Below are 25,299 nucleotides of genomic sequence, written 5' to 3'. Positions count from 1 at the left end.
TACCGGTTTCTTCGCGGGTGGCGGCGGATTATTAAATCAAGTTACGGGGCAGCTGGCTCCGCCGCCCTTAGAACTTCTCGTCGATGCCCAGCCCGAACAGCGCGAAGTCGTACTTCACCGGGTCGGTGGGGTCAAATTCGCGCAGGCGGGCGGTCAGCTCCGTGGCGGCCTGCCAGTCGGTTTGCTTGCGCGTGAGCAGGCCCAGGCGCCGGGCCACGCGCTCCACGTGCACGTCGAGCGGGCAGACGAGGTCGGCGGGCGAGAGGCGCGTCCAGAGGCCGAAGTCGACGCCGTATTCGTCGCGGCGCACCATCCAGCGCAGGTACATGTTCACGCGCTTGCAGGCCGAGTTGCGGGCCGGCGTGGCCACGTGCTTGCGGGTGCGCGCGGGCGCGTCGGGCAGGCTGAAGAACAGGTGATGGAAGTTTTCCAGCCGCTCGCGCTGCGTTGCGCCGTGCAGAAAGGCGTCTTCCAGCGTCTCGTGCTGCCGGTAGTACCAGCGCAGCCAGTGCACGAAGTAGAGCAGGTCGGTGTCGCAGAAGGTGCGGTGGCAGAACTTTTCCAGCCGGCGCAGGTCGTCGTCCTGGTGGCCGAGGATGAACTGGTGCGGGGCGTGGTCCATGCGCGCGAGCAGCTCGTCCATCTTCTTGAGAATGATGCTGCGCTTGCCCCAGGCCAGCAGGGCCGCAAACAGTCCGCTGATTTCGATGTCGGCCCGCTGCGAGTAGCGGTGCGGCAGGCTGATGGGGTCGGGCGCAATGAAGGCCGGCTGATCGTAGCGCCGGTACCGGTCGTCGAGCAGGGCCTGGATTTCGGAGTGAGTCAAGAGCAGAAGGGCAACCCGCGGCCGCAGCCGCAGCAGGTAGATGAAAACGCGGCCGGTGCGCCGCGGGTAGCTCAACAATGATGTTACGCCAGCAATTCCGCCGCCGCAAAAACCTGCTCCGGCCGCCGCTTGCGGAAAGTTGCCGTACCGACTTTCACCGTACGCGGTGCCCAGTCGGCCAAAGCCGGCTGGTAGCGCAGGCGGCCGGCACGATTCAGCTCCAGCGGCACGATTACCTCATCCCCCCCGCGCTGCACCCAGCATTGCCCGGTGTGCTCATCGAGCAGCAGCAAGCGAAACGGTCCGCCGAACCGCCCCGCCCCGGTAAGCGGTGCCAGGAGCGAGAGAAACGCACCGCCCACCGTCACCCCTGCCAGCAGAACGGCGGCCGCGACGGCTAAGCCGCCAGCCACCGCATCCAGCCAAGGCCATTTATCGGTGCCTATTGCCACCGCAAAGACCAAAACGAAGCCTGCGGCAGCTCCCGTACGCCAACGCTGCGTCCGTTTAGAAGGGCGAAACTGGCTCAACACCACGTAGCGGCCGCAGTCGGAACGCACGGCGGAATCGGCTAAAAACTCCCCACGCAACTGCTGGCCGCGGAAGCATGCCGGCGCCACGGCCGGTCCGCTCATGCCGATTTCGTGGGCGGGCCCAAACGCCACGGCCGGATCAGCGGGCGGACGCACGGCTTACTCCGGCAAATAGGAGGTTTCGACGCGGAAGCGCTGGTCGGGCGTGTTCAGCTTGGCCACGGCCTTGCGGGAAAGGCGGATGAGCACGGCGCTGTTGTCGCCGGTATCGGGCAGCTTGCCGATGACGCGCACGTACACCACCTGCCCGTTCATGATGTTGCGCACCATCATGATGGTGCCCACCGGGGCGGTTTTGTGCAGGGCCAGGTACTTCTCGGAGTTGCCGCCCTCGATGATGGCCGCTACCCCGCTTTCCGTCACCTTGCGCACGATTTCGCTGGCGCGGGTAGGCTCTTTCTCCTCGTCGGCAGCGGCCGTGGGCGCCGGAGCGGCCGGGCTGCTGACCGCTGGCGACGACGCTGCTGCCGCCGTCTCGCGGGCTTTATCGGCTTCGCGGGCGCGCTCAGCTTCCCGCTCGCGGGCCCGTTCCTTTTCGGCCTCGTCGTCGCGCTCGGGGCGGCTGGTGGGCGGGGCGGGCTTAGAGGCCGGGGCGGCGGCTACTGGCTCCGAGGCGGCGCCACCGGCGGCGGGCACGATGATGAGCGTCTGGCCGGCTTTCACGGCGCCATCGGCGGGCAGCTGCTTGCTGTTGTACTTCTGCAGGGCGCTGGCGCTGACGCCGAACTTGCGGGCCACGGCAAACAGCGTCTGGCCGGGCTGCACTTTATAGACGTGGTTGCCGGCCGCATCAGTCGGCAGGCTGCGGGCGGAGGCGCTGCTGGCCGGCGTAGCGGCGGGCTTGGCCGCAGCGGTGCCCGAGGTGGCGGGCAGCACGGCCCGTACCCGCGGAATCAGCACTTCCTGACCCGTGACGAGGGCGCCCTTGATGCCGGGGTTGGCTTCCATGATCTGCTCCACCGATACCTTATAGCGGCGGGCCAGGCCGTAGAGCGTTTCACCAGGCGCTACGCGGTGCCGGACGAAGGTTTTATTCTGCTGCACCAACACGCCCAGGGAGTCGGGCGCCGGCGCGGGGTGCGCCGGGGCAGTCAGGGGAAACAGGAAAAGGCAAAAGGCGGAGAGAGTCGGTGAAATTCGGGGCATACGGAGGGAAGCGTACGGCAAAGAGCGCGCGGGGGGCCAGGGTTAAAGAAGTGGTTCAGTCCCCTCAAACCCCGCGCTGCTTCGGCGAAAGATACGGAAAGTTGCCTGCGGCGCAGGATTTTGGCTAGCATCGTGCCAATTTTGCCGGCCTCAGTCCTACCTCCCGCCCCGCCGCGGCGCCCCTGCCGCCTAGCCCCTCATTTCGCGCTTTTTATGCACAGTATCGGCATCATCCCCGCCCGCTACGCCTCCACCCGCCTGCCCGGCAAGCCGCTGGTCGACCTCGCCGGCAAGTCCATGATTCAGCGCGTGGTGGAGCAGGCCCGCCGCGCCGCCCTCGACCGCGTGGTGGTGGCCACCGACGACGAGCGGATTCTGGCCCACGTTCTGGGTTTCGGCGGCGAGGCCGTGCTCACCCGCCCCGACCACCCCAGCGGCACCGACCGGGTGTGGGAAGCCTACCAGCAAATCGGGCAGGAAGCGGACTGCGTGGTCAACATCCAGGGCGACGAGCCGTTCATTCAGCCTGCCCAGATCAACGCCCTCATCGACCTGTTTGCCGACCCCGACACGCAGATTGCGACGCTGGTCAAGCAGGTTATCAGCCAGGAGGAGCTGTTCAGCCCCCACCTGCCGAAAGTGGTGCTCGGCGCCCAGCAGGAGGCGCTGTACTTCAGCCGCCACCCCATCCCCTACCTGCGCCAGTACCCGAGCATGAGCTGGCTGGAGCACCACCGCTTCCTGCGCCACATCGGCCTCTACGCCTACCGCCCCGCGGTGCTCCGGCAGCTCACCCAGCTGGCTCCCGACGCGCTGGAGCTGGCCGAGTCCTTGGAGCAGCTGCGCTGGCTGGCCCACGGCTTCCGCATCCGCACCGCCGAAACCGACCTGGCCACCCACGGCATCGACACGCCCGACGACGTGGTGCGCGCCCTGCGGCAGCTGCGCGGTGAATTCTGAATTATGAATTTGAGGATGGCTGTAAAGCAGTTATCTGCCTGCCATCCGCCAGTCCTTAATTCATCATTCAGAATTAAAAAAGACTACCCGCCGATTTTCTTGGCCTTGTAGCCCAGCTTGAGCAGCTCGGCCAGCACTTTCTCGCGGAAGTCGCCCTGGATGAGGATTTCGCCGTCCTTGGCGTTGCCGCCCACGCCACACTTGGTTTTCAGGGTCTTGCCCAGGGTCTGCAGGTCCTCGTCGCAGCCCACGAAGCCGGTAATCAGCGTTACCTGCTTGCCGCCGCGCTGCTTCTTATCGAGCTGTACGCGCAGCTGCTGCTGCTGGGGCGGCAGGGTGGCGGCGGTGGGCTCCTCGTTGTTCTGGTACTCGAAATCGGGGTTGGTCGAGTACACCACCCCGGTGCGGTTCTGCTTGCTCATCTTTTAAATGGCTGAATTGTTAAATGGCTAAATGGCTGGTCGTTCCGGAGTCAGAACGGCCAGCCATTCGGCCATTCGACCATTTGACAATTTACTTAAACTCCGTACCGACCACCACCGGCAGGCCCAGGGGCTCCAGTTCCACGCTGAAGCTGGCTGCTTCGCCGGCAAAGTCGCCGTCGAGGTGGAAGCCCAGGGGCCTGGGCGCCGTGACGCGGATGGTGCGGGCGGTGTGGTAGACTACGGCCCCGGAACTGGGCAGGGTGCCGGCGGCCAGGCCGTAGGCCACGCGCACGGCCCGGCTCAGCGGCATCTGGTCGATCAGGCAAAGGTCCAGCAGCCCGTCACGGATGTCGGCCAGGGGGGCAATGTAAGCGTTGTTGCCGTACTGGGCCGCGTTGGCAAAGGCCAGCATGTAGCAGTCCGACGTCAGCTGCTGCTCGCCCAGCTCGATGGTGACGGGCGTGGGGCGGTAGCGGCCGTACTCGCGCAAAGCTACCCGCACGTAGGTGGCCAGGCCGCGGGTGCCGGCTTCGGCAAAGCAGCGGCTCACGTGGGCGTCGAAGCCCAAACCGGCGGTGCAGAAAAACGGCCGTCCGTTCAGCCGGCCCACGTCGATAGGCAGCACCCGGGGGCGGCGCAGCAGGCTGACGGCCGCGGCCGCGTCCATTGGGATGCCCAGGTGCCGGGCCAGGCCGTTGCCGGAGCCCCGGGGCAGCACGGCCATAGCCGCGCCGGTGCCCAGCAGCCCGCGGCCCACCTCGTTCACCGTCCCGTCGCCGCCCACCGCCACCACGATGCCAAAACCCTCCGCCGCGGCCGCGTGGGCCAGCTCCTCGGCGTGGCCGGCGTACTCCGTGGGGCGGATTTCGTAGGTCAGCGCGTACTGCTTGCCTAGCTGCCGATGCAGCAGCCCGGCCAGGTCAAAGCGCCGGTTGGTACCCGAAATCGGGTTGAAGATGAAGCACAGGCGCGACAGGTTGGCGGGCATAGGGCGGCAAAGATAGAGGGCTGATGGGAACGGATGCGGACGGTTCGGACGGCAGTCATTGCGAGGCGCAGCCGAAGCAATCCTTCCTCTCGCGGCACGACGGCTCGACCCGCACCGTCCAAAACGGCACCGCCTGAAACGGGCATTACCGGTTTCGGGCGGTGCTCATTTCAGCGGCGGCGCACTGGCAATCATTGCGAACAAGGCGAAGCAGTCGGTCCTGGCAAGCATCCGACTGCCAAATGAACACCGCCCGAAATAAGCCGCTTTGGATTCGGTTTATAGGGATTGTATCGGCGGTGCTGCTAGCGGAAAGGTTGCTTCGCTTCGCTCGCAATGACTGCTGGTGCTACCGTCGTATGATACCTATTCAACTGCATTCAGCAAAAAAGCCAGCCCCGCCGAAACGGAGCTGGCTTTCAAATCAGCTAGGCGAAGCTTACTTCACCATGTTGCCGAGCTTTTCGATCAGGTCGGCGGTGCGGGTGCTGTAGCCGGTTTCGTTGTCGTACCAGCCCACCACTTTTACCAGCGTGCCGTTGGCCGAGGTCAGCTCCGAGTCGAAGATGCACGAGTGCGGGTTGCCCACGATGTCGATGCTCACCAGCGGATCGGTCGAGTACTCCAGGATGCCTTTCAGCGGACCTTCGGCGGCCTTTTTCACGGCCTCGTTGATCTGCTCCTTGGTTACTTCCTGCTTCAGGATAACCGTCAGGTCGGTGGTCGAGCCGTCCGGAATGGGCACGCGCATGGCCACGCCGTCGAGCTTGCCCTTCAGATGGGGCAGCACCAGGCCCACGGCCTTGGCGGCACCCGTCGAGGTCGGGATGATGCTGTAGGCGGCGGCGCGGGCGCGGCGCAGGTCCTTGTGGGGCGCGTCCTGCAGGTTCTGGTCGGAGGTGTAGGCGTGCACCGTGGTGATGTAGCCCTTCTCGATGCCGAACGCATCATCCAGCACCTTGGCCATCGGGGCCAGGCAGTTGGTGGTGCAGGAGGCGTTCGAGAGGATGGTTTCGTCGCCGGTCAGGATGTCTTCGTTGACGCCCAGTACCACCGTGGGAATGTTGCCGGTAGCCGGAGCCGAAATAACGACCTTCTTGGCACCAGCCGTCAGGTGCTGACCAGCACCCGCCTCGTCGACGAATCGGCCGGTAGATTCCAGCACCACGTCCACGCCCATGTCCTTCCAGGGCAGCAGCTTCGGGTCGCGCTCGGCCAGGGCCGCAATGCGCTGGCCGTTGACGGTCAGGCTGGTTTCGTCGTAGGTCACGGTGCCATCGAAGCGGCCGTGCACCGAGTCAAACTTCAGCAGGTGGGCCAGCGTCTTGTTGTCGGTCAGGTCGTTAATAGCGACTACCTCCACGTTCGGGCGGCTCAGCAGCGACTTGAACGTCAGGCGGCCAATGCGGCCGAAGCCGTTGATGGCAACTTTGATTTTAGCCATAAGGGGAAAGGAAACGGTTTGGGCCCCAAGCTCCGGGCCGATGGAGAGAATGCGCGGGCGAAGGTACACGGCTTGGGGAGAAATGCCAACCTAACTCTCCTGCACTGCCCCGGCCGGGCCGGGGCAGGCCGGAATTAGTCGGCAGCGGGGCCTACTGGCCCGGTTGTTTCCGGCGCGCCGCCGCGGTTTCGCCCTTGTATACAACAAGGAGTTCCGGCCCCGCGGAGCCGGATTCTGCTGCTTAAACCGCCGCTGGCCCGGCTTGTTTGCCGAAATTTTCGACTGCCCAGCTCTTACGAACAGTTGTTAGAAAAAGCAGTAACTTGCCTGCCCCGACTCGCCCTTCCCTCCCACCAGCATGCTCACGACCAAGAAAACCATCCGCCGCCAGTTTATTCTGGACGAAGCGGCCAAGCTCTTCAAGGAGAAGGGCTACGGCGGCACCTCCATGCGCGATTTGGCCGGCAACGTGGGGCTGGAGGCGGCCAGCATGTACAACTACATCAAGTCGAAGGACGAAATCCTGGAGCTGATCTGCCAGCGCATTGCCGGTATCTACATCTCCCAGCTGGCCGAAATCGAGCAGACCCCGCAGGCCACGTACGCGGCCAAGGTGGAGGCGCTGATCCGGCTGCACATCCGGCTGATGGTGGAGGAAGGCCCGGCCGTATCGGTGGCCAACCACGACTGGAAATACCTGCCCGAGCCCCAGCTGACCGCCTTCAAGCAGGCCCGCAAGAGCTACGAGCAGGGCTTTGCCCGGCTGATCGAGCAGGGCGTGGCGGCCGGTGAGTTTCAGGCCCTGCACCCCTCAGTGGCCCTGTTCACCATCCTCTCGGCGGTGCGCTGGGTGGAATTGTGGTACCGCCCCGGCCGGGAGCTGTCGGCCGAGGAGCTGGAAAATGACATCGTCGCCATGCTGCTGAGCGGGCTGGCTAAATGAGTTGCCAGTTTCGGGTTGTCCGTTGTCAGCTCTTACTGACTTCTGCCTGACAACTCGCAACTGACAACGGACAACTAAAACACATGAGCCGTTTTCATAAAGTCAAGATCAAGAGCATCGTGCGCGAGACGCCGGACTGCGTATCGGTGGCCCTGGACGTGCCGGCCGATTTGCAGGACACGTTTCGCTTCACCCAGGGGCAGTACCTCACGTTTCGGCGCGAGCTGAACGGCGAGGAGCTGCGCCGCTCCTACTCCATCTGCAGCAGCCCGCTCGACAAGGAGTGGCGCGTGGCCATCAAGCAGGTGCCGGAGGGGCGGTTTTCCTCGCATGCCGTGCAGCAGCTGCGCGTGGGCGAGGAGTTGGAGGTAATGCCGCCAATGGGCCATTTCTACACCGACCTGCACCCCGCGCACCAGAAGCTGTACGTGGCCTTCGCGGCCGGCTCGGGCATCACGCCGGTCATGTCCATTCTGAAAACCATCCTGCTCACCGAGCCGGGCAGCCAGGTGTACTTGATTTACGGCAACCGGGGGCGCAACTCCATCATCTTCAAGGAGCAGATTGAGGCCCTGAAGAACAAGTTCGTGGACCGGCTGAGCGTGTACCACATCCTGAGCCGGGAGCACGGCGACGCGGATTTGTTTTTCGGCCGCATCGACAAGGCTAAGGCCCAGCAGTTTCTGCAGAAAATCATTCCGCCCCAGGAAATCGACGAGGCCTTCCTCTGCGGTCCGGAGGAAATGATTCTGGGCGTGAAAGAAGCCCTGACCGAAGCCGGCGTGGCGCCCGAAAAGGTGCACTTCGAAATGTTCACCGCCGGCGAAGAAGGGCAGAAACGGAAAGCGGAGCGGCAGCAGCAGCGTCCTGTCGGCGAAGACGACAAGCACAGCCGCGTGACGGTGCAGTTGGAAGGCACGAAGTACCCGCTGGAAATGTCTTACTACGGCGACACGGTGCTCGACGCGCTGCTGGAGCGCGGCATCGACGCCCCTTATTCGTGCAAAAACGGCATGTGCAGCACCTGCCGCTGCCGCGTGACGGAGGGCACGGTGGAAATGGACGTGAACTACTCCCTCTCCGACACCGAAGTGGCCAAAGGCTACGTACTTAGCTGCCAGGCCCGCCCGACCTCGGAAACGGTCAGCGTGGATTTCGACCAGTAGTACGACGTCACTGAACGAGCCGACACGGAACGTCATGTCGAGCTTGTCGAGACATCTCGCGTGCTGATGCACGATAGTAACCTCCTCGTTCAACGAGAGAATTACTATCAAGCTAGATTCCTCGGCTTCGCTCGGAATGACGTTCTTGAGTCACCGCTCCAAGCCCAGCAGAAATATTTCCCACTTTTGCTAACGCCCGTTAGTAAATCTTTGTTAGCCTCCTATGGAAACGGCTGAACTCACCCAGGAAGAACAATTTCAGGCCCGCATCGACGCTGACGTGCGCATCGAGCCCAAGGACTGGATGCCCGAGGCGTACCGCAAGACGCTGATCCGGCAGATTTCCCAGCACGCGCACTCCGAGCTGGTGGGCATGCTGCCGGAAGGCAACTGGATTACGCGGGCCCCCTCGCTCAAGCGCAAGTCCATTTTGCTGGCCAAGGTGCAGGACGAAGCCGGCCACGGCCTCTACCTCTACTCCGCCGCCGAAACCCTGGGCGCCTCCCGCGACCAGATGCTGGCCGACCTGCACTCGGGCAAGGCCAAGTACAGCAGCATCTTCAACTACCCCACCCTGAGCTGGGCCGACATGGGCACCATCGGCTGGCTGGTGGACGGGGCGGCCATTCTGAACCAGGTGCCGCTGTGCCGCACCTCGTACGGTCCCTACGCCCGGGCCATGGTGCGCGTGTGCAAGGAAGAAAGCTTCCACCAGCGCCAGGGTTTCGAAATCATGCAAACCCTGTGCGAAGGCGCGCCGGCCCAGAAGCAGATGGCCCAGGAGGCGCTGAACCGCTGGTGGTGGCCCACGCTGATGATGTTCGGTCCCAAGGACGCCGACTCGCCCAACACCGAGCAGTCGATGAAGTGGCGCATCAAGCGCTTTACCAACGACGAGCTGCGCCAGAAATTCGTGGACATGATGGTGCCCCAGGCCGAGTTCCTGGGCCTTACCGTGCCCGACGACAAGCTGCAGTGGAACGAAACCAAGCAGGGCTACGACTTCGGCGACGTGGACTGGGCCGAGTTCTGGGACGTGGTGAAGGGCAACGGCCCCTGCTCCCGCGAACGGCTGCAGGCCCGCGTGCAGGCCCACGAAGACGGCGCCTGGGTGCGCGAAGCCGCCCTGGCCCACGCCGAAAAGCGCCGACAACGCGCTGAAACGGCCGCGGCTTAGGCGCCTCTTTTCGCCTCACCCCCTAGCCCCCTCTCCTAAAAGGAGAGGGGGAACTAGCTTCTAGTTTTTAGCTTCTTCTCTCCCAACCTCTTAACACCTCTTCCCGCTGGCTGGGACAAGTTCTAGCAACTAAGAAGCTAGAGCTAGTCCCCCCTCTCCTTTTCGGAGAGGGGGCCAGGGGGTGAGGCGACTACAACATGTCCCAGAAAGAATGGCCGCTGTGGGAAGTTTTCATCCGCAGCAAGCAGGGCCTCGACCATAAGCACGTGGGCTCCTTGCACGCCGCCGACGCCGAAATGGCCATCCAGAACGCCCGCGACGTGTACACCCGCCGCCTCGAAGGCGTGAGCATCTGGGTGGTGGAATCCAAGCACGTGCACGCCTCCAACCCCGACGACGCGGCCGCCTTCTACGAGCCGGCCAACGACAAAATCTACCGGCACCCCACGTTCTACACGGTGCCGGACTCCATCAAGCACATGTAATTCGGCTGACCATGCAGGAAACCCACACCATCGTCGTGCCCGACGTGTCGGCCGAAGTGCGCCAGCAGCTGCTTGCCTTCGTGCTGCAGCTGGCCGATACCAGCCTCATCCTGGCCCACCGCCTCTCGGAGTGGTGCGGGCACGGCCCCATTCTGGAGCAGGACTTGGCCATGGCCAATATCTCGCTCGACCTGCTGGGCGAGGCGCGCAGCTACTACCAGTACGCGGCCGAGCTGGAAGGCCGGGGCCGCACCGAGGATGATTTGGCTTACCTGCGCAGTGCGGTGGAGTACCGTAACCCGCTGCTGGTGGAGCAGCCCAACGGCGACTTCGCCCACACCATCGTGCGGCAGTTCCTCTACGACGCCTTCCACTACCACCTGCTGCTGCAACTGCAGGCCGGCCCCGATCAGCAGCTGGCCGCCATTGCCGAGAAATCGGTAAAGGAAGCCGCCTACCACGTGAAATGGAGCGCCGAGTGGATTATCCGCCTCGGCGACGGCACCGATGAAAGCCGCCGCCGCGTGGAAGCCGCCATTACTGCCCTCTGGCGCTACAGCGGCGAGCTGACCACGCCCAGCGCCACCGAGCAGGCGTTGCAGCAGGCCGGCTTCGTGCCCGATTACGCGGCCATTCAGCAGCAGATCGACGAGCACGTGACGCGGGTATTCGCGGAAGCCACGCTGCCGGTGCCCCAGGGCGTATTCATGCAGAAAGGCGGCAAAACCGGCCGCCACTCTGAGCACCTGGGCTACCTACTGGCCGAGCTGCAGTACCTGCAGCGTACCTACCCGGGCCTAACCTGGTAGGACGAGCAACACGAACGTCATGTCGAGCGAAGTCGAGACATCTCGCTCGATAGTAATTCTCTCATTGAGTTTGCTACCTGATATCAGCACGCGAGATGTCTTGACTTCGCTCGACATGACGGGCGATAAAGCCCACTAAATGCCCTGGCCGCGCTCAGCATGACCGTAACTACCAACCTTTCTCTCACCGAGGACCGCATCTGGCAGCTGCTGGAGGAGGTTTCCGACCCCGAGGTGCCGGTGCTCAGCATCCTGGACCTGGGCATCGTGCGCGGGGTGCGGCTGGAGGGCGACGAGGTGCACGTGACCATCACGCCGACCTACTCCGGCTGCCCGGCCATGAACACCATTGCCACCGATATCCGGCTGCGGCTGCTGGCCGAGGGCATCACCAGGCTGCACATCCACAACCAGCTCAGCCCGGCCTGGACGACGGCCTGGATGTCGGAGGCCGGCAAGCAGAAGCTGGAAGCTTACGGCATTGCCCCGCCCCAAGACGCTACGGGCCACGTGCTCAACCTGTTCGGGCAGGAGCCGGTGCTGCGCTGCCCGCACTGCCAGTCCACCAACACCCGGCTCGTCAGCCAGTTCGGCTCCACCGCCTGCAAGGCGCATTACCAGTGCAACGACTGCCTGGAGCCCTTCGATTACTTCAAGTGCCACTGATTGGCCGTTAGCCCGTCATGTCGAGCTTGTCGAGACATCTCGCGTGCTGACGGCGGATAGTAAACGCCGTTCAACGAGCAGAATACCATCGAGCGAGATGCCTCGGCAAGCTCGGCATGACGTTCTGAGAGTCTGACTCCTGACCCTTCCCTCCTACCTTATTCCCGCATGGAAAAGATTACCATCGGTATCATCGGCAGCGGCGCCATGGGCGCGGGCATTGCGCAGGTGGTAGCCCAGGCCGGCCACCCCGTGTTCCTGTTTGACCTGAACGCCGCCGCCCTGCAGCGCGCTACCGTCGGCATCGGCACCAACCTGCGCAAGCTGGCCGAAAAGGGCAAGCTCGATGCGGCCGAAGTCGAGGCCGCCATTGCCCGCGTGCGCACCTGCTCCGAGTTGCAGTGCTTTGCCGCCTGCGGGCTGGTCATCGAGGCCATTGTGGAGGAGCTGGGCGTGAAACAGGCCGTGTTCCGCGACGTGGAAGCGGTGGTAACGGCCAGCTGCGTGCTGGCCACGAATACCTCGTCGCTGTCCATTGCCAGCATTGCCGCGGCCTGCCAGCGACCCGAGCGGTTTATCGGCATCCACTTCTTCAACCCCGCCCCGCTGATGCAGCTGGTGGAAGTTATTCCGGCGGTGCAGACCCGCGCCGGGCTGGCCGACGAAATCAAGGCGCTGGTGCAGAGCTGGGGCAAGCTGCCGGTCGTGTGCAAGGACACGCCGGGCTTTATTGTCAACCGCATTGCCCGGCCCTACTACGGCGAGGCTATCCGGCTGCTAGAAGAAGGCGTGGCCGACGCGGCCACCATCGACTGGGCGCTGACCGAGCTGGGCGGCTTCCGCATGGGCCCGTTTGCCCTGATGGACTTCATCGGCCACGACGTGAACTACCGCGTCACCGAATCGGTCTTCACCGCCTTCTTCTTCGACCCGCGCTTCAAGCCCTCGTTCACCCAGAAGCGCCTGTTCGAGGCCGGCTACTACGGCCGCAAATCGGGCCGGGGCTTCTACGACTACCGCGAGGGCGCCGCCATGCCCGAACCCACCCGCGACCCGGCCCTGGGTCACCAGATTCTGCAGCGCGTGCTGGCCATGCTCATCAACGAAGCCGTGGACGCACTGGCCCTGAACGTAGCCTCCCGCGAAGACCTGGAGCTGGCCATGACCAAGGGCGTGAACTACCCCAAGGGCCTGCTGCGCTGGGCCGACGAGCTGGGCCTGCCCGCCGTGCTCCAAACCCTCGACGCGCTCTACGACGAGTACCACGAGGACCGCTACCGCGCCAGCCCGCTGCTGCGCCGCCTCGTCAAATCCGGCCAGTCGTTCTTCCCCGCTACGGTAGCCAGCCACTCCGCATGATTTACTCCTTCAACGGCATCGTGCCGGTGGTCCACGAAACGGCCTTCGTGCATCCGCAGGCCACGGTGACGGGCAACGTCATCATCGGCCGGCAGGTGTACATCGGCCCCGGCGCGGCCATTCGCGGCGACTGGGGGCAGATTATCATCGAGGACGGCTGCAACGTGCAGGAAAACTGCACCGTGCACATGTTTCCCGGCACTACCGTGCATTTGCACGAAATGGCCCATATCGGGCATGGGGCCATCATTCACGGCGCCACCGTGGGCCGCAACGTGCTGGTGGGCATGAACGCCGTCGTCATGGACCGCGTGGTCATCGGCGACGAAAGCATCATCGGGGCGCTGAGCTTCATCCGGGCCGACGAGGTGATTCCGCCGCGCAGCTTGGTGGTGGGCAATCCGCACAAAATCATCCGGCAGGTGAGCGACGACATGCTGGCCTGGAAAACCGAGGGCACGCAGATTTACATGCAACTCCCGGCCGACCTGCACGCCACCCTGCAGCCCTGCGAGCCGCTGCGCGAAGTGCCCGCCGACCGCGCCGTGCAGGCCGGCGGCTACGCCACCTGGGCCGAGCGCAAGGCCCAGTCGGAATAAGCACAGCCGGCCCGAACGGCCGTGCTTTCATCAGCCGATGCAACAACCAAAGGCCGCTCAGCAAGCTGAGCGGCCTTTTTCGTAATCGTTAGGCAGCTATATCCGCCCTTGCCGTAGTCAGCGCTTCTCCGTGAAGAAGCCTCTGGCCAAGCCGTTATCAATCCATTGGCCGCGTCACGTCGTCGCATCCGGCCTGATTATTTGAAATTCTTACTGGTTGCTTTGATTGTCGTTACCCAGCCCGGGGCAAGGCAGGGGACCTTTGTGATGTGCTTTTCGAGGCGGCGGCAGGCGTTGCAAATCACCTTAACTGGCGCCGCGGGTGCTGCCTAAGCATCTGGCCATCAGCTAGCCGCCGATTCGCCCTCCTATCCGTATCTGCCCCTTATGAGCAACCCAACCAACACTCCTCAGTCGCCGGCCGGCACCAAGCGCGGCCCGGCGGAATACTTCACCGGCACCGCCTGGGTCACCATGCTCGTCGGGGCCAACCCGACGGACTGCACCGTGGGCGACGTCACCTTCGAGCCGGGGGCGCGCAACAACTGGCACTCCCACCCGGCCGGGCAGATCCTGGTGGTGACGGCCGGCCGGGGCTACTACCAGGAGCAGGGCCAGCCCGCCCGATTGCTGCGGGCCGGCGACGCGGTGAGCATTGCCCCCGGCGTGGTGCACTGGCACGGCGCCACCGCCGACAGCCTTTTTACCCACCTGGCCATCAATCCTGGCGTCGGCCGGGGCGTGGCCGACTGGCAGCAGCCCGTCACGGACGAAGAATACCGCGCCGCGCATCCGTAAGCGCCGGCTGAACGCGCCGCCTGGCTGGCGCCCCGTCGGCTGGGGTCGGCGGCTTTTTTGCTCACAAACCCTGGCTTATGAAGCGTACCCTTTTGCTGGCAGGCGCTTTCACCGCCGCCCTGCTGCTATTCTTTGTCATGACCACCACCGCCCAATCCACCGCCCCGCTCACCAAACGGCAGCAGGCCCTGGTTAGCATCGCCGCTTACACCGCCAAGGGCGACCTGCCCCACCTGCACGACGCGCTGGCCCAGGGCCTCGACGCGGGCCTGAGCGTGAACGAGGCCAAGGAAGTGCTGGTGCAGCTCTACGCCTACTGCGGCTTTCCGCGCAGCCTGAACGGCATCAACACCCTGATGAAGGTGCTGGACGAGCGAAAAGCCCGCGGCATTCAGGACCCGGTGGGCCGAGAAGCCTCCCCTATCCGCAGCACCGAGCCCAGGTACGAGCGCGGCCGGAAGACCCTGGAGCAGCTGACCGGCCGGCCGGAGCCCAATCCGAAAACCGGCGCCAACGCCTTCAGCCCGGAACTCGACCGGTTTCTGAAGGAGCACCTGTTTGCCGACATCTTCGAGCGCGACGTGCTGACGTATCCGGAGCGGGAGCTGGCCACCATTGCCGCCCTGGTGAGTCTGGGCGGCGTGGAGCCCCAGCTGCAGTCCCACCTCGGCATCGGCCTGCACGTGGGGCTGACCGCCGCGCAGCTGCAGCAGCTCATCACGCTCAGCGAGGCGGCCGTGGGCAAACCCCAGGCCGATGCAGCCCGCGCCGTACTGACGAAAGTGCTGAACCCCACAAAAAAATAACCCAAGAGCCTATGACACCTTCTCTTCTTAGACGGGTACGGGCTGCATCCGATCAGTCTCCGGCCCTCCCAGCGCGAAGCTTCCGGCGTAGCGCCCTATTACTCGCGGGCACCATTGCGCTGTTGCTGGCGAGCCGACCGGCCGCGGCCCAGGAGCCAGGCAAGCTCGTGCGACTGGCCAGACTAGAAATCTATCCGGAGCAGCTGCCGCGCTACCGGGCGGCGCTTCGGGAGGAAATAGAAACGTCGCTACGGCTGGAACCAGGTGTGCTAACGCTCTACGCCGTGGCGGAAAAAAATGCGCCCACGCGCATTACCATCTTGGAAATCTACGCCAGCCAAGCCGCGTACGAAGCACACCTGAAGACGTCGCATTTTCTGAAATACAAGACTGGCACGCAACACATGGTAAAGTCGCTCGAACTCACCGAAACCGAACCGCTGCTGCCCAACGTGCCGGTGAAATAGCGTCACCTAAGCCTTGTTCCCGGAAGATTTTGAGGCTTCCACCAAGTCGGAGGCGGCTTATTTAACTATTTGCGCTTACGGAACCTATGAAGCCCCAAGCCCGAAGCATTTTTGAGCGGGATTTGGCCGGCGAGGTCATTTCTCTCGACGACCCGGACTACCCGCAGATTTACGCCGTCATCCGCCAGGCCATCCGGCTCAGCTCGGAGCTGAACGCCATGCCGGTGGACGACAACGCGCAGGTCAACCGCGTGTTCAGCCAGCTCATCAACCGGCCCGTCGACGACACCTTCTTCCTGATTCCTCCCTTCTACACCGACTTCGGCCACAACATCCGGATCGGCCGCAACGTGTTCGTGAACCATGCCTGTACCTTCATGGACCGGGGCGGCATCACGCTGGAAGACGACGTGCTGATCGGGCCGAAGGTGAACCTCATCACCACCAACCACCCGACCGCGCCGGGGCAGCGGCGCAGCACGTATTCCAGGCCTATCGTCATCCGGCGGGGCGCCTGGCTGGGGGCCAACGCGACGGTGATGCCCGGCGTGACCATCGGCGAAAACGCCATTGTGGGCGCCGGCGCGGTGGTGACCAAGGACGTGCCGGCCAACAGCGTTGTGGCGGGCGTACCGGCGCGGGTGGTCAAGCACCTGTAAGCGGCCTTTGCCAAGTCACTCCCTTAACCCCCTTCCATGAAACGCATTGCCCTGACTTCTGTCCTGGCCGTAAGCATCGGCCTGGTCAATTTCGCCCAGACCACTCCGCCGGCGCCGGCCGCCAAATCGGCGGCGGCCCCGGGCGCCATTTTTCCCAAGGGCGAACGGGCGCCGGCCCAGAATTTTACCGGCGTGGTGCACGTGTACCCGCTGGTGAAGGACGAGCCGGCCTTCAACTGCACGAGCAGCAGCGTGAGCTTTTCGCCCGGCGCCCGCTCGAACTGGCACACCCACCCGGCCGGCCAGATTCTGATGGTAACCAATGGCGTGGGCTACTACCAGGAAAAGGGCCAGCCGGTGCGGCTGCTGCGCAAGGGCGAGGTGGTGAAGGCCCTGCCCGGCGTGGAGCACTGGCACGGCGCCTCGCCCCGGCAGGCCATGACGCATATTGCCCTCAACGTCAACACCGAAAAGGGCATCGTGACCTGGGGCCGGCCGGTGACGGACCAGGAGTACAACAGCTACCAGTGACTGCCCGACCCCAACCCGATGGAAACGCTGAATCCGCCAAAGCTGCGCATTAGCATGGGTGCGCAGGTGCTGACCGCCACGCTGTACGACAACGCCGCGGCCCGCGACTTTGCGGCGTTGCTGCCGCTCACCCTTAGCCTGCAGGACTACGCCGGCACCGAAAAAATCAGTGACTTGCCCGCGCGGCTATCTACCCAGGGCGCCCCCACCGGGCACACGCCCGCCGCTGGCGACCTGGCTTATTACGCGCCCTGGGGCAACCTGGCCCTGTTCTACCGCCCCTTCCGCCACTCCGCTGGCCTGGTAGTACTGGGCAAGCTGGAGGGCGACGTGGAGGTGTTTCGCGCGGCTGGCCCGGTGATGGTGAAGCTGGAATTGCTGCCCTAACGCGGCGGCCCGGGAGGGCCCGGCATCTGTTCCCGCTGCCCGCCTGGTAAAAGCCGTTGTTCCTCTTCTCCTTTCGTTTGCGCTTATGTCGGCAACAAAACCCCAGCTGCCCGCGTCTGTTACAGGTTTACAGCAACGCCGCCTGTTGGCCAAAGCGCTGAGCAACCCCATGACCACTTCCCGCGCCTTCCCGCCGCCTGCACCGGTTTTCGCCACCGCGGACATCGAAGTGCTGACCATGCACGAAGCCCGCTGTGGCATGAGCAACTTCGACCGCCGCGACATGTTCAAGGTGGTGCTGGTGGTGGAAGGCGCCAACGAGCTGCACTATACCACCCGCAGCTACGCCGTCGACCGGCCCGCGCTGGTGTTTACCAACCGCCTGATTCCCTACGCCTGGGAAGTGGTGGAGGGCTCCACCGACCAGCAGGGCCACCTGTGCTGCTTTTCCGAGTCGTTTCTGCACTCGGCCATGCGCGGCGTGAGCTTGAAAGACACCGTGCTCTACAAGGTGGAAGGCAACCCGGTGTACTTCCTCGACGCGGAGCAGCTGCGCTACTTCACCGACGCCTTCACCCGCATGCGCCGGGACTTGCAGTCGGACTACGCCCACCGGGACGACCTGCTGCGCAACCAGCTCTCCATCATCATCCACGAAGCCGCCCGCCTGCAGCCCGCCACGGCCCAGCACGCGCCCGTCAACGCGGCGGAGCGCATCACCTCGCTGTTTCTGAACCTGCTGGAAGTGCAGTTCCCTGTCACGGCCCAGCTGCGGGAGCCGGTGCTCAAGTCCGCCAGCGACTACGCCGACCGCATGGCCATCCACGTCAACCACCTGAATGCCATGGTGAAGGAGGTGACGGGCCGGTCGACCACCAGCCACATCAACGAGCGGCTGGTGATGGAAGCCAAGCTGCTGCTGGCCCATACCGACTGGAGCGTGGGTGAAATTGCCTACAGCCTGGGCTTTGAATACCCGACCTATTTCAATAACTTCTTCAAGAAGCACACCGGCACCACCCCGCTCACCTTCCGCCGGGCGCACGTAGCCCTGGCCTGACCCAGCACCCGCGTTTCCCCAAACAGCCCTGGCGGAATGCGCAGCCTGCACGGGCGTTGCTTGCTGTCGGCCAGCCCGTGCGTCTGGCCGTCGTTGGGCCCTTCCGGCCTACCCTTTGAAAAGTGTAGTTATCCGTTTGAAAGTTGTAAGCCACGCGAATAATTGGCCGATACTTTTACGGATAAGCATCGTATTCACTACGATTTTGCTCAACGCCATTTATCCTTCGGCTGAAACGGCTCCTTACCATCGGAGCCTTTCCAGTCGCTCCGTCGGGACCCGCGCTTCCGCGCCGGCTTTTCCTCACCCAACCTCAACACCATGCAGTCTGATCTATTCCCTGATTCCGACGCGCCGCAGCCGGACGACAGCTCCCGCCGCTCCTTTATGAAGCAGGCCGGGGGCATTCTGGGTCTGGCCCTGGCCCCGCCGCTGGTGGCGCAGGCCGAGCGCCTGACGGCCTACTCCAAAACCATCGAGGGCGCTACCGAGGTGACGCTGCGCGTGAACGGGCAGGCCCGCACCCTGCGCATCGAGCCGCGGGTGACCCTGCTCGACGCCCTGCGCGAGTACCTGGACCTGACGGGCACCAAGAAGGGCTGTGACCACGGCCAGTGCGGCGCCTGCACCGTCCACGTCGACGGCAGGCGCATCAACAGCTGCCTGACGCTGGCCGTGATGCAGCAGGGCAAAGAAATAACCACCATTGAGGGCCTGGCCCAGGGCGAGCAGCTACATCCCATGCAGGAAGCCTTCATCAAGCACGACGGCTTTCAGTGCGGCTACTGCACGCCCGGCCAGATTATGTCGGGCGTGGCCTGCGTGAAAGAAGGCCACGCGGGCACCGACGCACAGGCCCGCGAGTGGATGAGCGGCAACCTCTGCCGCTGCGGGGCCTACGCCAACATCCTGGCCGCCGTGCGCGAGGTGGCCCAGCGGGGCTGAGGTGAAATGGTGAGATGGTGAATTAGTGAGTGTCGTTCTGCCTGCGCAAGCTGCGCGGTACCGGCTTCCTGAACACCAAACTCACCAGTTCACCATCTCACCATTTCACCAATCGAAGGATGAACAACTTCAGCTACACCCAGGCCACCACGGCCAAAGAAGCCACGCGCCAGCGCAAAGACGAGCCCACGGCGGCTTACATTGCCGGCGGCACCACGCTGCTGGATTTGATGAAGGCCAACCTGGAGGAGCACGCCCAGCTCATCGACATCAACCTGCTGCCCTTCAAGGGCGTGGAGCAAACCAAGGACGGGCTGCGCATCGGGGCCATGGAGCGCATGAACGACGTGGGCGAGCATGCCCTGGTGCGGGAGCTGTTTCCGGCCGTGTCGGAGTCCTTGCTGCTGGCGGCCTCCCCCCAGCTGCGCAACATGGCCAGCATCGGCGGCAACATCCTGCAGCGCACCCGCTGCGGCTACTTCCGCGACGCGGCCTTTCCCTGCAACAAGCGCGTGCCCGGCTCGGGCTGCCCCGCCTTGCAGGGCGACAACCACAACCTGGCCATCCTGGGCACTTCTGAGGCCTGCATTGCCACCGCCTACCCCGGCGACCTGGCCGTGGCCCTGACCGCCTTCGACGCGGTGCTGACCCTGGAAAACCCCAAGGGCAAGCAGCGCCGCGTGCCCGTAACGGAGTTTTACCTGCTGCCCGGCACCACGCCCCAGCGCGAAACCGTGCTGGAGCCTGGGGAGCTGATTGTGGCCGTGACCCTGCCGCTGACCGCCCACGCCCGCCGCTCCACCTACCTGAAAGTGCGCGAACGGGCCAGCTACGCCTACGCCCTGGCCTCGGCCGCCGTGGGCCTCGACGTGCAATCGGGCACCATCCGCGCGGCCCGCGTGGCCCTGGGCGGCGTGGGCACCCGCCCCTGGCGCAGCCCCGAAGCCGAAAAGGTGCTGACCGGTGCCCCCGCCACCGAAGCCACTTTCCGCGCCGCCGCCGCCGCCGCCCTGCAGGGCGCCCAGCCCCGGGAACATAACCGCTACAAAGTAGAGCTGGCCCAGAACACCCTGGTGCGCGCCCTGCAGCAAGTCGCCGGCTAAGCCAGCCGCTTCGATTGACGGAAGTAAGAATGTCATGGCCCCACGAACCGAAGGTCGACGTAGTCAAGCATCTCTACCGCTTTGTCCAGCTCCCCCTCTCCTTTTCGGAGAGGGGGCCAGGGGGTGAGGCGCACACGAGGCGCAACCTCAGCACGCGAGATGTCTCGACTTCGCTCGACATGACGACCTAGTTGCATGACGACTTAACAGCATTATATCCCAAGGCAAGCTGCCCAAGCCCCAACTACCAAGCACCAACCCCATGAACACCGAAACCGAACCGGCTTTCTTCGAAACCAACGCCGCGCCGGGCGTCGTCGGCCAGCCGCTCAGCCGCGTCGACGGTCGGGCCAAAGTGACGGGCCAGGCTAAGTACTCGGCCGAATACAACCACCTGCCCGGTCTGGCGCACGCCGTCTTCAAAACCAGCGACGTGGCCAAGGGCCGCATCACCGGTTTCGACGCCAGCGCGGCCCAACGGGTACCCGGCGTGCTGGCCATCCTTACCCACCAGAACCTGCCCCAGCCTGCCGTGTCGCCCAACACGCCCGAGGGCAAAAAAACCATTGGCATGGGCGTGCAAATGGGCTTTCTACCGCTGACCTCCGACCAGATTCACTACGCCGCCCAGCCCGTGGCCATGGTGGTGGCCGACACCTTGGAGCACGCCCAGCATGCCGCCGCCCTGCTGCGCGTGCAGGTAGCGCCCGAGGCCCCTACCGCCTCGTACCAGGACGCCAAAGCGCAGCGGTTTGACCCGAGCAAGGGCAAAGGCGCGGGTGAAGGCCGCGGCAACGCGGCGGCGGCCTTTGCCAGCGCGCCCATCCAGCTGTCGGGCACCTACACCCACGCCCTGAACCACCACAACCCGATGGAGCCGGGCGCCACCACGGCCCACTGGGAAGCCCCGGACCGGCTGCTGGTGTACGACACGGCCCAGGGCATGGCCTGGATGCAGAAGTCCTTGAGCAAAATGCTGGGCCTGCCCGCCGACCAGGTGCGCGTCATCACGAAGTACCTCGGCGGCGGCTTCGGCTGCAAGGGCAGCACCTGGCCCCACACCATCTTGACGGTGCTGGCCGCCAAGGCCGTGGGCCGGCCGGTGAAGCTGGCCCTGACGCGCCCGCAGATGTTTACGGGCATGGGCCACCGCGAAGACCAGGAACAAACCCTGCGCCTGGGCGCCACCAAGGACGGCAAGCTACTGGCCCTGCTGCACGAGAAAACCTCCACTACTTCGCCCTGGGACGACTACGCCGAAACCAACGCCAAAATCATCGGCATGCTTTACCAGTGCCCGGCCTTCGAGGCCAAGCTGCAGCTGGCGCGGGCCAACGTGATGACCAGCACCTACATGCGCGCGCCCGGCGAGGCACCCGGTTCCTTCGCCCTGGAAAGCGCCATGGACGATTTGGCCTACCGCGTCGGCGTGGACCCCATCCAGATTCGCCTGCTCAACCACGCCGACAAGGACCCGAGCACCGGCAAGCCCTGGAGCAGTAAGAGCCTGAAGCAGTGCTACCAGCGCGGGGCCGAGCTGTTTGGCTGGAGCCAACGCAACGCCCAAAACGGCCAGACCCGCGACGGGAAACTGCTGGTGGGCTGGGGCATGGCCACGGCCAGCTACCCGGTGCACAGCGGGCAGGGCAACGCCCGCGTGCGCCTCTACGCCGACGGCCACGCCGTGGCCCAGGCCGCCGCCACCGACCTGGGCACCGGCACCTACACCGTGATGACGCAGGTGGCCGCCGATGCCCTGGGCCTCACCCCCGACAAAGTCCGCTTCGAGCTGGGCGACACGGTGCTGCCGACCACCATCATTTCGGGCGGCTCGATGGCCGCCGGCACCGTGTCGTCGTCGGTATACCTGGCGGCGCAGGATGCCTGGCAGAAGCTCATCAAGGTGGCCGTGATGGACGCCAAGTCGCCGCTGTTCCGGGCCAAGCCGGCCGATGTGGAAGTGGTGCAGGGCCGCCTGCAGCTCAAGGCGACACCCGGCAAGGGCGAAGATTTCGCCGCCCTGATGAAGCGCGCGGGCCTCGACGACGTGGAAGGCATGGCCACCGGCCGCTACGGCGCGGGCTACGAGTCGGCCCAGGCCGCGCTCAACGCCAAATCCGACGACGCGGGCAAGGACGACGCCGGCCAGCACAGCATGCACTCCTTCGGGGCACACTTCTGCGAGGTGAAGGTCGACCCGGAGCTGGGCACCGTGCGCGTCACCAAGTGGGTCAGCGTCATTGCCGGCGGCCGCATCCTGAACCCCAAAACCGCCCGCTCGCAGATTATGGGCGGGGCCATCATGGGCATCGGGGCGGCGCTGATGGAGCAGACGGTGCGCGACCAGAACCTGGCCCGCTACACCAATGCCTCGCTGGCCGACTACCACATTCCCGTCAACGCCGACGTGCCGGACATGACCGTGGAGTTCATCGACGAGCACGACCCCTACATCAACGCCATGGGCGTAAAGGGCATCGGCGAAGTGTCCATCGTGGGCACGGCCGCCGCCGTCGGCAACGCCATTTTCCACGCCACCGGCCGGCGCCTGCGCAGCCTGCCCATCACCCCCGACAAGGTGCTCGACGCGCTGCGGCAGCCGGCTTAGCTGCCCTTTTTTGAAAAGTGTACGCATCCCGTTGAAAGCTGTAGCGCCGCCCCGCGGGGCCGCAGCTAGCTTTGGGGCACGTAATTGTTGCATTCCGTTTTCTTCCTTATGACCCAGACCAAAGGCTACGCCGCCCAAAGCCCAACCTCCGACCTCACACCCTGGACCTTTGAGCGCCGCGAAGTGGGCCCGCACGACGTGCAAATCGACATTCTCTTCTGTGGCGTGTGCCACAGCGACCTGCACCAGATCCGCAACGAGTGGTTTCCCGGCATCTTCCCCATGGTGCCCGGCCACGAAATCGTGGGCCGCATCAGCCGCGTCGGCGACCATGTCAAGAAATTCCAGGTCGGCCAGCTGGCCGGCGTGGGCTGCATGGTCGACTCCTGCCAGGTATGCGAAAACTGCCGCGCCGGCGAGGAGCAGTACTGCGTGGAAGGCAACACGCAGACCTACAACAACCTCGGCCGCGACGGGCAGCCCACCTACGGCGGCTACTCCACTACCATCGTGGTGCGCGAGGAGTTCGTGGTGAGCGTGCCCGAGAACCTGGACCTGGCCGCCGTGGCGCCGCTGCTCTGCGCCGGCATCACCACCTACTCGCCCCTGAAGTACTGGGGTGTGGGCCAGGGCCACAAGCTGGCCGTGGTGGGCCTGGGAGGCCTGGGCCACATGGGCGTGAAGTGGGGCGTGGCCTTCGGCGCCGACGTGACCGTGCTCAGCACCTCCCCCTCGAAGGAAGCCGATGCCAAGGCCCTGGGCGCGCACCACTTCGTCGTCACCAAGGACGAGGAGCAGCTCAAGGCCGTGCAGGGCTCGTTCGACTACATCCTCGACACCGTAGCCGCCGACCACGACCTGCCCATGTACCTCTCGCTGCTCAAAACCAACGGCACCCACATCCTGGTAGGCGCCCCGCCCAAGCCGCTGGAAGTGCCCGCCTTTGCGCTGATTCCGGGCCGCAAGAGCGTGTCGGGCTCCACTATCGGCGGCATTCAGGAAACCCAGGAAATGCTGGATTTCGCCGCCGAGCACAACATCGTGTCCGACATTGAGCTGATCAACATTCAGGACATCACCCAGGCCTACGAGCGGATGGTAAAGGGCGACGTGCGCTACCGCTTCGTCATCGACACCGCCAGCCTATAGGGCCGTACAGCACCAAGCCGGCTCCTGCTTTGCAACGCGCGTTTGACGGGTTGCTAAAGCGGGAGCCGGCTTGTTGTTACGGGTCGACAATGACGCCTCGGGGTTTGGATTTGCCCACAAAAAAACCGCCCTGCAGTAGTTGCAGGGCGGTTTTCATTGGAAGTAGTCCGTAGGGGAATCGAACCCCTGTTGGCAGAATGAAAATCTGCAGTCCTAACCCCTAGACGAACGGACCAGGTTCAAACGGCAATCGGAGTAGTCCGTAGGGGAATCGAACCCCTGTTGGCAGAATGAAAATCTGCAGTCCTAACCCCTAGACGAACGGACCAGATAACTAGCCGCTGCCGTTTGATGGTGCAAAGATAGACAGGTCATCTTTCTCCGCAATACCATCACGCAAAAAAAGTGCATTTGCAGTGAAATTGACCTGATTTTCAGGCCGAAATTTTTCCAACTAGCTCAACGGCCCGCTCCGCAAGCGTGCCCGACGCCGCTGACGCGGGGCAGCTTAGCCCCGTTCGGGCTCGGAATCGGGCACAAAAAGGCGGGCTGCCAGTTACGTCGGGGCCCGCACCGGAGGCCACGTCCGTTGCCGCTGGTGACCGGCAGCCCACAAGCGCAAATACCGGCAACGCCTGAAGCACCCGGAAAAACGCGGCTCCGGATTTGGTGCGATAAATACGGATTTTGCAGCTAGCCGCGGCACAACTGCCAATCCGGCAAGGAATGCTCCTTACAGCCAACCGATTTCATAATCAATAGCTTATCTTTTCGGCCCCTTCGTGCGTATCAACCGGGCCAGCTTCTTTTTGCGGCCGGCGTTGCCCCCCGTTCACCCGCTCCGCCCCTTCCCACCCATGGACGTTTACCACGAAATCCTGCCCGACCGCTACGTCCTGCTGCTGGCCGATAGCGCCTCGCCCGCGGCCAGCTCGGCCGCCGATACCCTCGCCCGTTGCCTGCTGCAGGCCGGGCGCAGCGGCAAAACCAGCGTCTGGATCGACTGCAGCCGCTTGCACCACCTGCCCGCCGCGGCCCGCGACCTGCTGCTGCGCTACCAGAAGCTGCTGGGCCGCCGCTCGGTGCGGCTGGTGCTCGGCCCTACCTCCCTCGCCGTGCGTCAGGCCTTTGCCGACGTAGCGCCCGAGGCCCGGCCCGAAATGGCCGAAGAGGAGCCCGCGTAGGCACGGCGGCAGCGGA

The 25,299-nt window shown here is 64.6% G+C and carries 27 protein-coding genes and 2 tRNA genes; 21 read left to right on the top strand and 8 right to left on the bottom strand.

Annotated features, from left to right (window positions below; genetic code table 11):
- Positions 1-67: 67 nt before the first annotated feature.
- The 3 genes from FDY95_RS16710 to FDY95_RS16700 form a co-directional block, all read right to left on the bottom strand.
- A complete protein-coding gene (locus tag FDY95_RS16710) occupies positions 68-826 on the bottom strand; it encodes a TIGR02757 family protein (RefSeq protein WP_138079519.1) in 759 nt (252 codons plus the stop codon).
- Positions 827-909: 83 nt separating this feature from the next.
- A complete protein-coding gene (locus FDY95_RS16705; RefSeq protein ID WP_138079517.1) occupies positions 910-1,515 on the bottom strand; it encodes a hypothetical protein in 606 nt (201 codons plus the stop codon).
- Between the two features lie 3 nt (positions 1,516-1,518).
- On the bottom strand, positions 1,519-2,565 hold the full coding sequence (locus FDY95_RS16700) for a LysM peptidoglycan-binding domain-containing protein (RefSeq protein ID WP_138079515.1): 1,047 nt from the start codon (positions 2,563-2,565) through the stop codon (positions 1,519-1,521).
- A 213-nt stretch (positions 2,566-2,778) separates the two neighbouring features.
- Here FDY95_RS16700 and kdsB point away from each other — a divergent pair, with 213 nt between their 5' ends.
- On the top strand, positions 2,779-3,525 hold the full coding sequence (kdsB, locus tag FDY95_RS16695) for a 3-deoxy-manno-octulosonate cytidylyltransferase (RefSeq protein ID WP_138079513.1): 747 nt from the start codon (positions 2,779-2,781) through the stop codon (positions 3,523-3,525).
- An 83-nt stretch (positions 3,526-3,608) separates the two neighbouring features.
- On the opposite strand, the gene FDY95_RS16690 is transcribed toward kdsB, so the two are convergent.
- The 3 genes from FDY95_RS16690 to gap form a co-directional block, all read right to left on the bottom strand.
- Positions 3,609-3,947 (bottom strand): translation initiation factor, encoded by a 339-nt coding sequence (locus FDY95_RS16690; RefSeq protein WP_138079511.1) that lies wholly within the window; start codon positions 3,945-3,947, stop codon positions 3,609-3,611.
- Positions 3,948-4,038: 91 nt separating this feature from the next.
- Complete coding sequence (locus FDY95_RS16685; protein WP_138079509.1) at positions 4,039-4,938, bottom strand: diacylglycerol/lipid kinase family protein; 900 nt, start codon at positions 4,936-4,938, stop codon at positions 4,039-4,041.
- Positions 4,939-5,377: 439 nt separating this feature from the next.
- A complete protein-coding gene (gene gap, locus FDY95_RS16680) occupies positions 5,378-6,382 on the bottom strand; it encodes a type I glyceraldehyde-3-phosphate dehydrogenase (RefSeq protein ID WP_138079507.1) in 1,005 nt (334 codons plus the stop codon).
- A 358-nt stretch (positions 6,383-6,740) separates the two neighbouring features.
- Here gap and FDY95_RS16675 point away from each other — a divergent pair, with 358 nt between their 5' ends.
- The 19 genes from FDY95_RS16675 (at position 6,741) to FDY95_RS16585 (ending at position 24,099) form a co-directional block, all read left to right on the top strand.
- Entirely contained in the window at positions 6,741-7,325 is a 585-nt protein-coding gene (locus FDY95_RS16675; RefSeq protein WP_138079505.1) for a TetR/AcrR family transcriptional regulator, read from the top strand.
- A gap of 83 nt (positions 7,326-7,408) precedes the next feature.
- The gene (gene paaE / locus FDY95_RS16670) at positions 7,409-8,491 is read left to right on the top strand and encodes a 1,2-phenylacetyl-CoA epoxidase subunit PaaE (protein WP_138079503.1); all 1,083 of its coding nucleotides are present in this window, start codon (positions 7,409-7,411) and stop codon (positions 8,489-8,491) included.
- 223 nt (positions 8,492-8,714) lie between these two features.
- Complete coding sequence (paaA, locus tag FDY95_RS16665) at positions 8,715-9,668, top strand: 1,2-phenylacetyl-CoA epoxidase subunit PaaA (RefSeq protein WP_138079501.1); 954 nt, start codon at positions 8,715-8,717, stop codon at positions 9,666-9,668.
- Positions 9,669-9,865: 197 nt separating this feature from the next.
- On the top strand, positions 9,866-10,153 hold the full coding sequence (gene paaB / locus FDY95_RS16660; protein ID WP_126692595.1) for a 1,2-phenylacetyl-CoA epoxidase subunit PaaB: 288 nt from the start codon (positions 9,866-9,868) through the stop codon (positions 10,151-10,153).
- 11 nt (positions 10,154-10,164) lie between these two features.
- On the top strand, positions 10,165-10,962 hold the full coding sequence (paaC, locus tag FDY95_RS16655) for a 1,2-phenylacetyl-CoA epoxidase subunit PaaC (protein ID WP_138079499.1): 798 nt from the start codon (positions 10,165-10,167) through the stop codon (positions 10,960-10,962).
- A 159-nt stretch (positions 10,963-11,121) separates the two neighbouring features.
- Entirely contained in the window at positions 11,122-11,628 is a 507-nt protein-coding gene (gene paaD, locus FDY95_RS16650; RefSeq protein ID WP_138079497.1) for a 1,2-phenylacetyl-CoA epoxidase subunit PaaD, read from the top strand.
- 168 nt (positions 11,629-11,796) lie between these two features.
- A complete protein-coding gene (locus FDY95_RS16645; RefSeq protein WP_171025722.1) occupies positions 11,797-12,987 on the top strand; it encodes a 3-hydroxyacyl-CoA dehydrogenase NAD-binding domain-containing protein in 1,191 nt (396 codons plus the stop codon).
- On the top strand, positions 12,984-13,586 hold the full coding sequence (locus FDY95_RS26995) for an acyltransferase (protein WP_138079495.1): 603 nt from the start codon (positions 12,984-12,986) through the stop codon (positions 13,584-13,586). Before FDY95_RS16645 ends, FDY95_RS26995 begins: the two co-directional genes overlap by 4 nt.
- Positions 13,587-13,973: 387 nt before the next feature.
- Entirely contained in the window at positions 13,974-14,384 is a 411-nt protein-coding gene (locus FDY95_RS16635) for a (R)-mandelonitrile lyase (RefSeq protein ID WP_138079494.1), read from the top strand.
- Positions 14,385-14,461: 77 nt separating this feature from the next.
- Positions 14,462-15,190 (top strand): carboxymuconolactone decarboxylase family protein, encoded by a 729-nt coding sequence (locus FDY95_RS16630; protein WP_138079492.1) that lies wholly within the window; start codon positions 14,462-14,464, stop codon positions 15,188-15,190.
- 11 nt (positions 15,191-15,201) lie between these two features.
- The gene (locus FDY95_RS16625; RefSeq protein ID WP_138079490.1) at positions 15,202-15,657 is read left to right on the top strand and encodes a putative quinol monooxygenase; all 456 of its coding nucleotides are present in this window, start codon (positions 15,202-15,204) and stop codon (positions 15,655-15,657) included.
- A gap of 86 nt (positions 15,658-15,743) precedes the next feature.
- On the top strand, positions 15,744-16,316 hold the full coding sequence (locus FDY95_RS16620; RefSeq protein ID WP_138079488.1) for a sugar O-acetyltransferase: 573 nt from the start codon (positions 15,744-15,746) through the stop codon (positions 16,314-16,316).
- A gap of 36 nt (positions 16,317-16,352) precedes the next feature.
- Positions 16,353-16,847 (top strand): (R)-mandelonitrile lyase, encoded by a 495-nt coding sequence (locus FDY95_RS16615; protein WP_138079486.1) that lies wholly within the window; start codon positions 16,353-16,355, stop codon positions 16,845-16,847.
- Between the two features lie 18 nt (positions 16,848-16,865).
- The gene (locus FDY95_RS16610; protein ID WP_138079484.1) at positions 16,866-17,234 is read left to right on the top strand and encodes a cyclophilin-like fold protein; all 369 of its coding nucleotides are present in this window, start codon (positions 16,866-16,868) and stop codon (positions 17,232-17,234) included.
- A 169-nt stretch (positions 17,235-17,403) separates the two neighbouring features.
- Positions 17,404-18,294: a helix-turn-helix domain-containing protein gene (locus FDY95_RS16605; RefSeq protein ID WP_171025721.1), complete on the top strand. Its 891-nt coding sequence runs from the start codon at positions 17,404-17,406 to the stop codon at positions 18,292-18,294.
- A gap of 321 nt (positions 18,295-18,615) precedes the next feature.
- Positions 18,616-19,239: a (2Fe-2S)-binding protein gene (locus FDY95_RS16600; protein ID WP_138079480.1), complete on the top strand. Its 624-nt coding sequence runs from the start codon at positions 18,616-18,618 to the stop codon at positions 19,237-19,239.
- A 119-nt stretch (positions 19,240-19,358) separates the two neighbouring features.
- A complete protein-coding gene (locus FDY95_RS16595; protein WP_138079478.1) occupies positions 19,359-20,342 on the top strand; it encodes an FAD binding domain-containing protein in 984 nt (327 codons plus the stop codon).
- Between the two features lie 262 nt (positions 20,343-20,604).
- Complete coding sequence (locus FDY95_RS16590; RefSeq protein ID WP_138079476.1) at positions 20,605-22,950, top strand: xanthine dehydrogenase family protein molybdopterin-binding subunit; 2,346 nt, start codon at positions 20,605-20,607, stop codon at positions 22,948-22,950.
- 108 nt (positions 22,951-23,058) lie between these two features.
- On the top strand, positions 23,059-24,099 hold the full coding sequence (locus FDY95_RS16585) for an NAD(P)-dependent alcohol dehydrogenase (RefSeq protein WP_138079474.1): 1,041 nt from the start codon (positions 23,059-23,061) through the stop codon (positions 24,097-24,099).
- A gap of 163 nt (positions 24,100-24,262) precedes the next feature.
- Here FDY95_RS16585 and FDY95_RS16580 read toward each other — a convergent pair.
- Together FDY95_RS16580 and FDY95_RS16575 are read right to left on the bottom strand one after the other, a co-directional pair.
- Positions 24,263-24,334, bottom strand: a tRNA-Glu gene (locus tag FDY95_RS16580).
- A gap of 21 nt (positions 24,335-24,355) precedes the next feature.
- A tRNA-Glu gene (locus FDY95_RS16575) sits at positions 24,356-24,427 on the bottom strand.
- A gap of 529 nt (positions 24,428-24,956) precedes the next feature.
- Between FDY95_RS16575 and FDY95_RS16570 the strand changes: the two genes are divergently transcribed.
- Complete coding sequence (locus tag FDY95_RS16570; protein ID WP_138079472.1) at positions 24,957-25,283, top strand: hypothetical protein; 327 nt, start codon at positions 24,957-24,959, stop codon at positions 25,281-25,283.
- Positions 25,284-25,299 lie beyond the last annotated feature (16 nt).

This window comes from Hymenobacter jeollabukensis (genome assembly GCF_005771675.1).
Taxonomy (GTDB): Bacteria; Bacteroidota; Bacteroidia; order Cytophagales; family Hymenobacteraceae; genus Solirubrum; species Solirubrum jeollabukense.
This window is presented reverse-complemented; position numbering and strand designations above follow the sequence as displayed.

Coding starts and splice junctions, on each gene's coding strand:
- FDY95_RS16630 (WP_138079492.1), top strand. CDS start 14,462: ATGAAGCGTACCCTTTTGCTGGCAGGCGCTTTCACCGCCGCCCTGCTG.
- paaE (WP_138079503.1), top strand. CDS start 7,409: ATGAGCCGTTTTCATAAAGTCAAGATCAAGAGCATCGTGCGCGAGACG.
- FDY95_RS16645 (WP_171025722.1), top strand. CDS start 11,797: ATGGAAAAGATTACCATCGGTATCATCGGCAGCGGCGCCATGGGCGCG.
- FDY95_RS16595 (WP_138079478.1), top strand. CDS start 19,359: ATGAACAACTTCAGCTACACCCAGGCCACCACGGCCAAAGAAGCCACG.
- FDY95_RS16690 (WP_138079511.1), bottom strand. CDS start 3,947: ATGAGCAAGCAGAACCGCACCGGGGTGGTGTACTCGACCAACCCCGAT.
- FDY95_RS16635 (WP_138079494.1), top strand. CDS start 13,974: ATGAGCAACCCAACCAACACTCCTCAGTCGCCGGCCGGCACCAAGCGC.
- FDY95_RS16675 (WP_138079505.1), top strand. CDS start 6,741: ATGCTCACGACCAAGAAAACCATCCGCCGCCAGTTTATTCTGGACGAA.
- FDY95_RS26995 (WP_138079495.1), top strand. CDS start 12,984: ATGATTTACTCCTTCAACGGCATCGTGCCGGTGGTCCACGAAACGGCC.
- FDY95_RS16620 (WP_138079488.1), top strand. CDS start 15,744: ATGAAGCCCCAAGCCCGAAGCATTTTTGAGCGGGATTTGGCCGGCGAG.
- FDY95_RS16615 (WP_138079486.1), top strand. CDS start 16,353: ATGAAACGCATTGCCCTGACTTCTGTCCTGGCCGTAAGCATCGGCCTG.
- kdsB (WP_138079513.1), top strand. CDS start 2,779: ATGCACAGTATCGGCATCATCCCCGCCCGCTACGCCTCCACCCGCCTG.
- paaA (WP_138079501.1), top strand. CDS start 8,715: ATGGAAACGGCTGAACTCACCCAGGAAGAACAATTTCAGGCCCGCATC.
- FDY95_RS16605 (WP_171025721.1), top strand. CDS start 17,404: ATGACCACTTCCCGCGCCTTCCCGCCGCCTGCACCGGTTTTCGCCACC.
- gap (WP_138079507.1), bottom strand. CDS start 6,382: ATGGCTAAAATCAAAGTTGCCATCAACGGCTTCGGCCGCATTGGCCGC.
- FDY95_RS16590 (WP_138079476.1), top strand. CDS start 20,605: ATGAACACCGAAACCGAACCGGCTTTCTTCGAAACCAACGCCGCGCCG.
- FDY95_RS16610 (WP_138079484.1), top strand. CDS start 16,866: ATGGAAACGCTGAATCCGCCAAAGCTGCGCATTAGCATGGGTGCGCAG.
- FDY95_RS16685 (WP_138079509.1), bottom strand. CDS start 4,938: ATGCCCGCCAACCTGTCGCGCCTGTGCTTCATCTTCAACCCGATTTCG.
- paaD (WP_138079497.1), top strand. CDS start 11,122: ATGACCGTAACTACCAACCTTTCTCTCACCGAGGACCGCATCTGGCAG.
- FDY95_RS16585 (WP_138079474.1), top strand. CDS start 23,059: ATGACCCAGACCAAAGGCTACGCCGCCCAAAGCCCAACCTCCGACCTC.
- FDY95_RS16600 (WP_138079480.1), top strand. CDS start 18,616: ATGCAGTCTGATCTATTCCCTGATTCCGACGCGCCGCAGCCGGACGAC.
- FDY95_RS16625 (WP_138079490.1), top strand. CDS start 15,202: ATGACACCTTCTCTTCTTAGACGGGTACGGGCTGCATCCGATCAGTCT.
- FDY95_RS16700 (WP_138079515.1), bottom strand. CDS start 2,565: ATGCCCCGAATTTCACCGACTCTCTCCGCCTTTTGCCTTTTCCTGTTT.
- paaC (WP_138079499.1), top strand. CDS start 10,165: ATGCAGGAAACCCACACCATCGTCGTGCCCGACGTGTCGGCCGAAGTG.
- FDY95_RS16570 (WP_138079472.1), top strand. CDS start 24,957: ATGGACGTTTACCACGAAATCCTGCCCGACCGCTACGTCCTGCTGCTG.
- paaB (WP_126692595.1), top strand. CDS start 9,866: ATGTCCCAGAAAGAATGGCCGCTGTGGGAAGTTTTCATCCGCAGCAAG.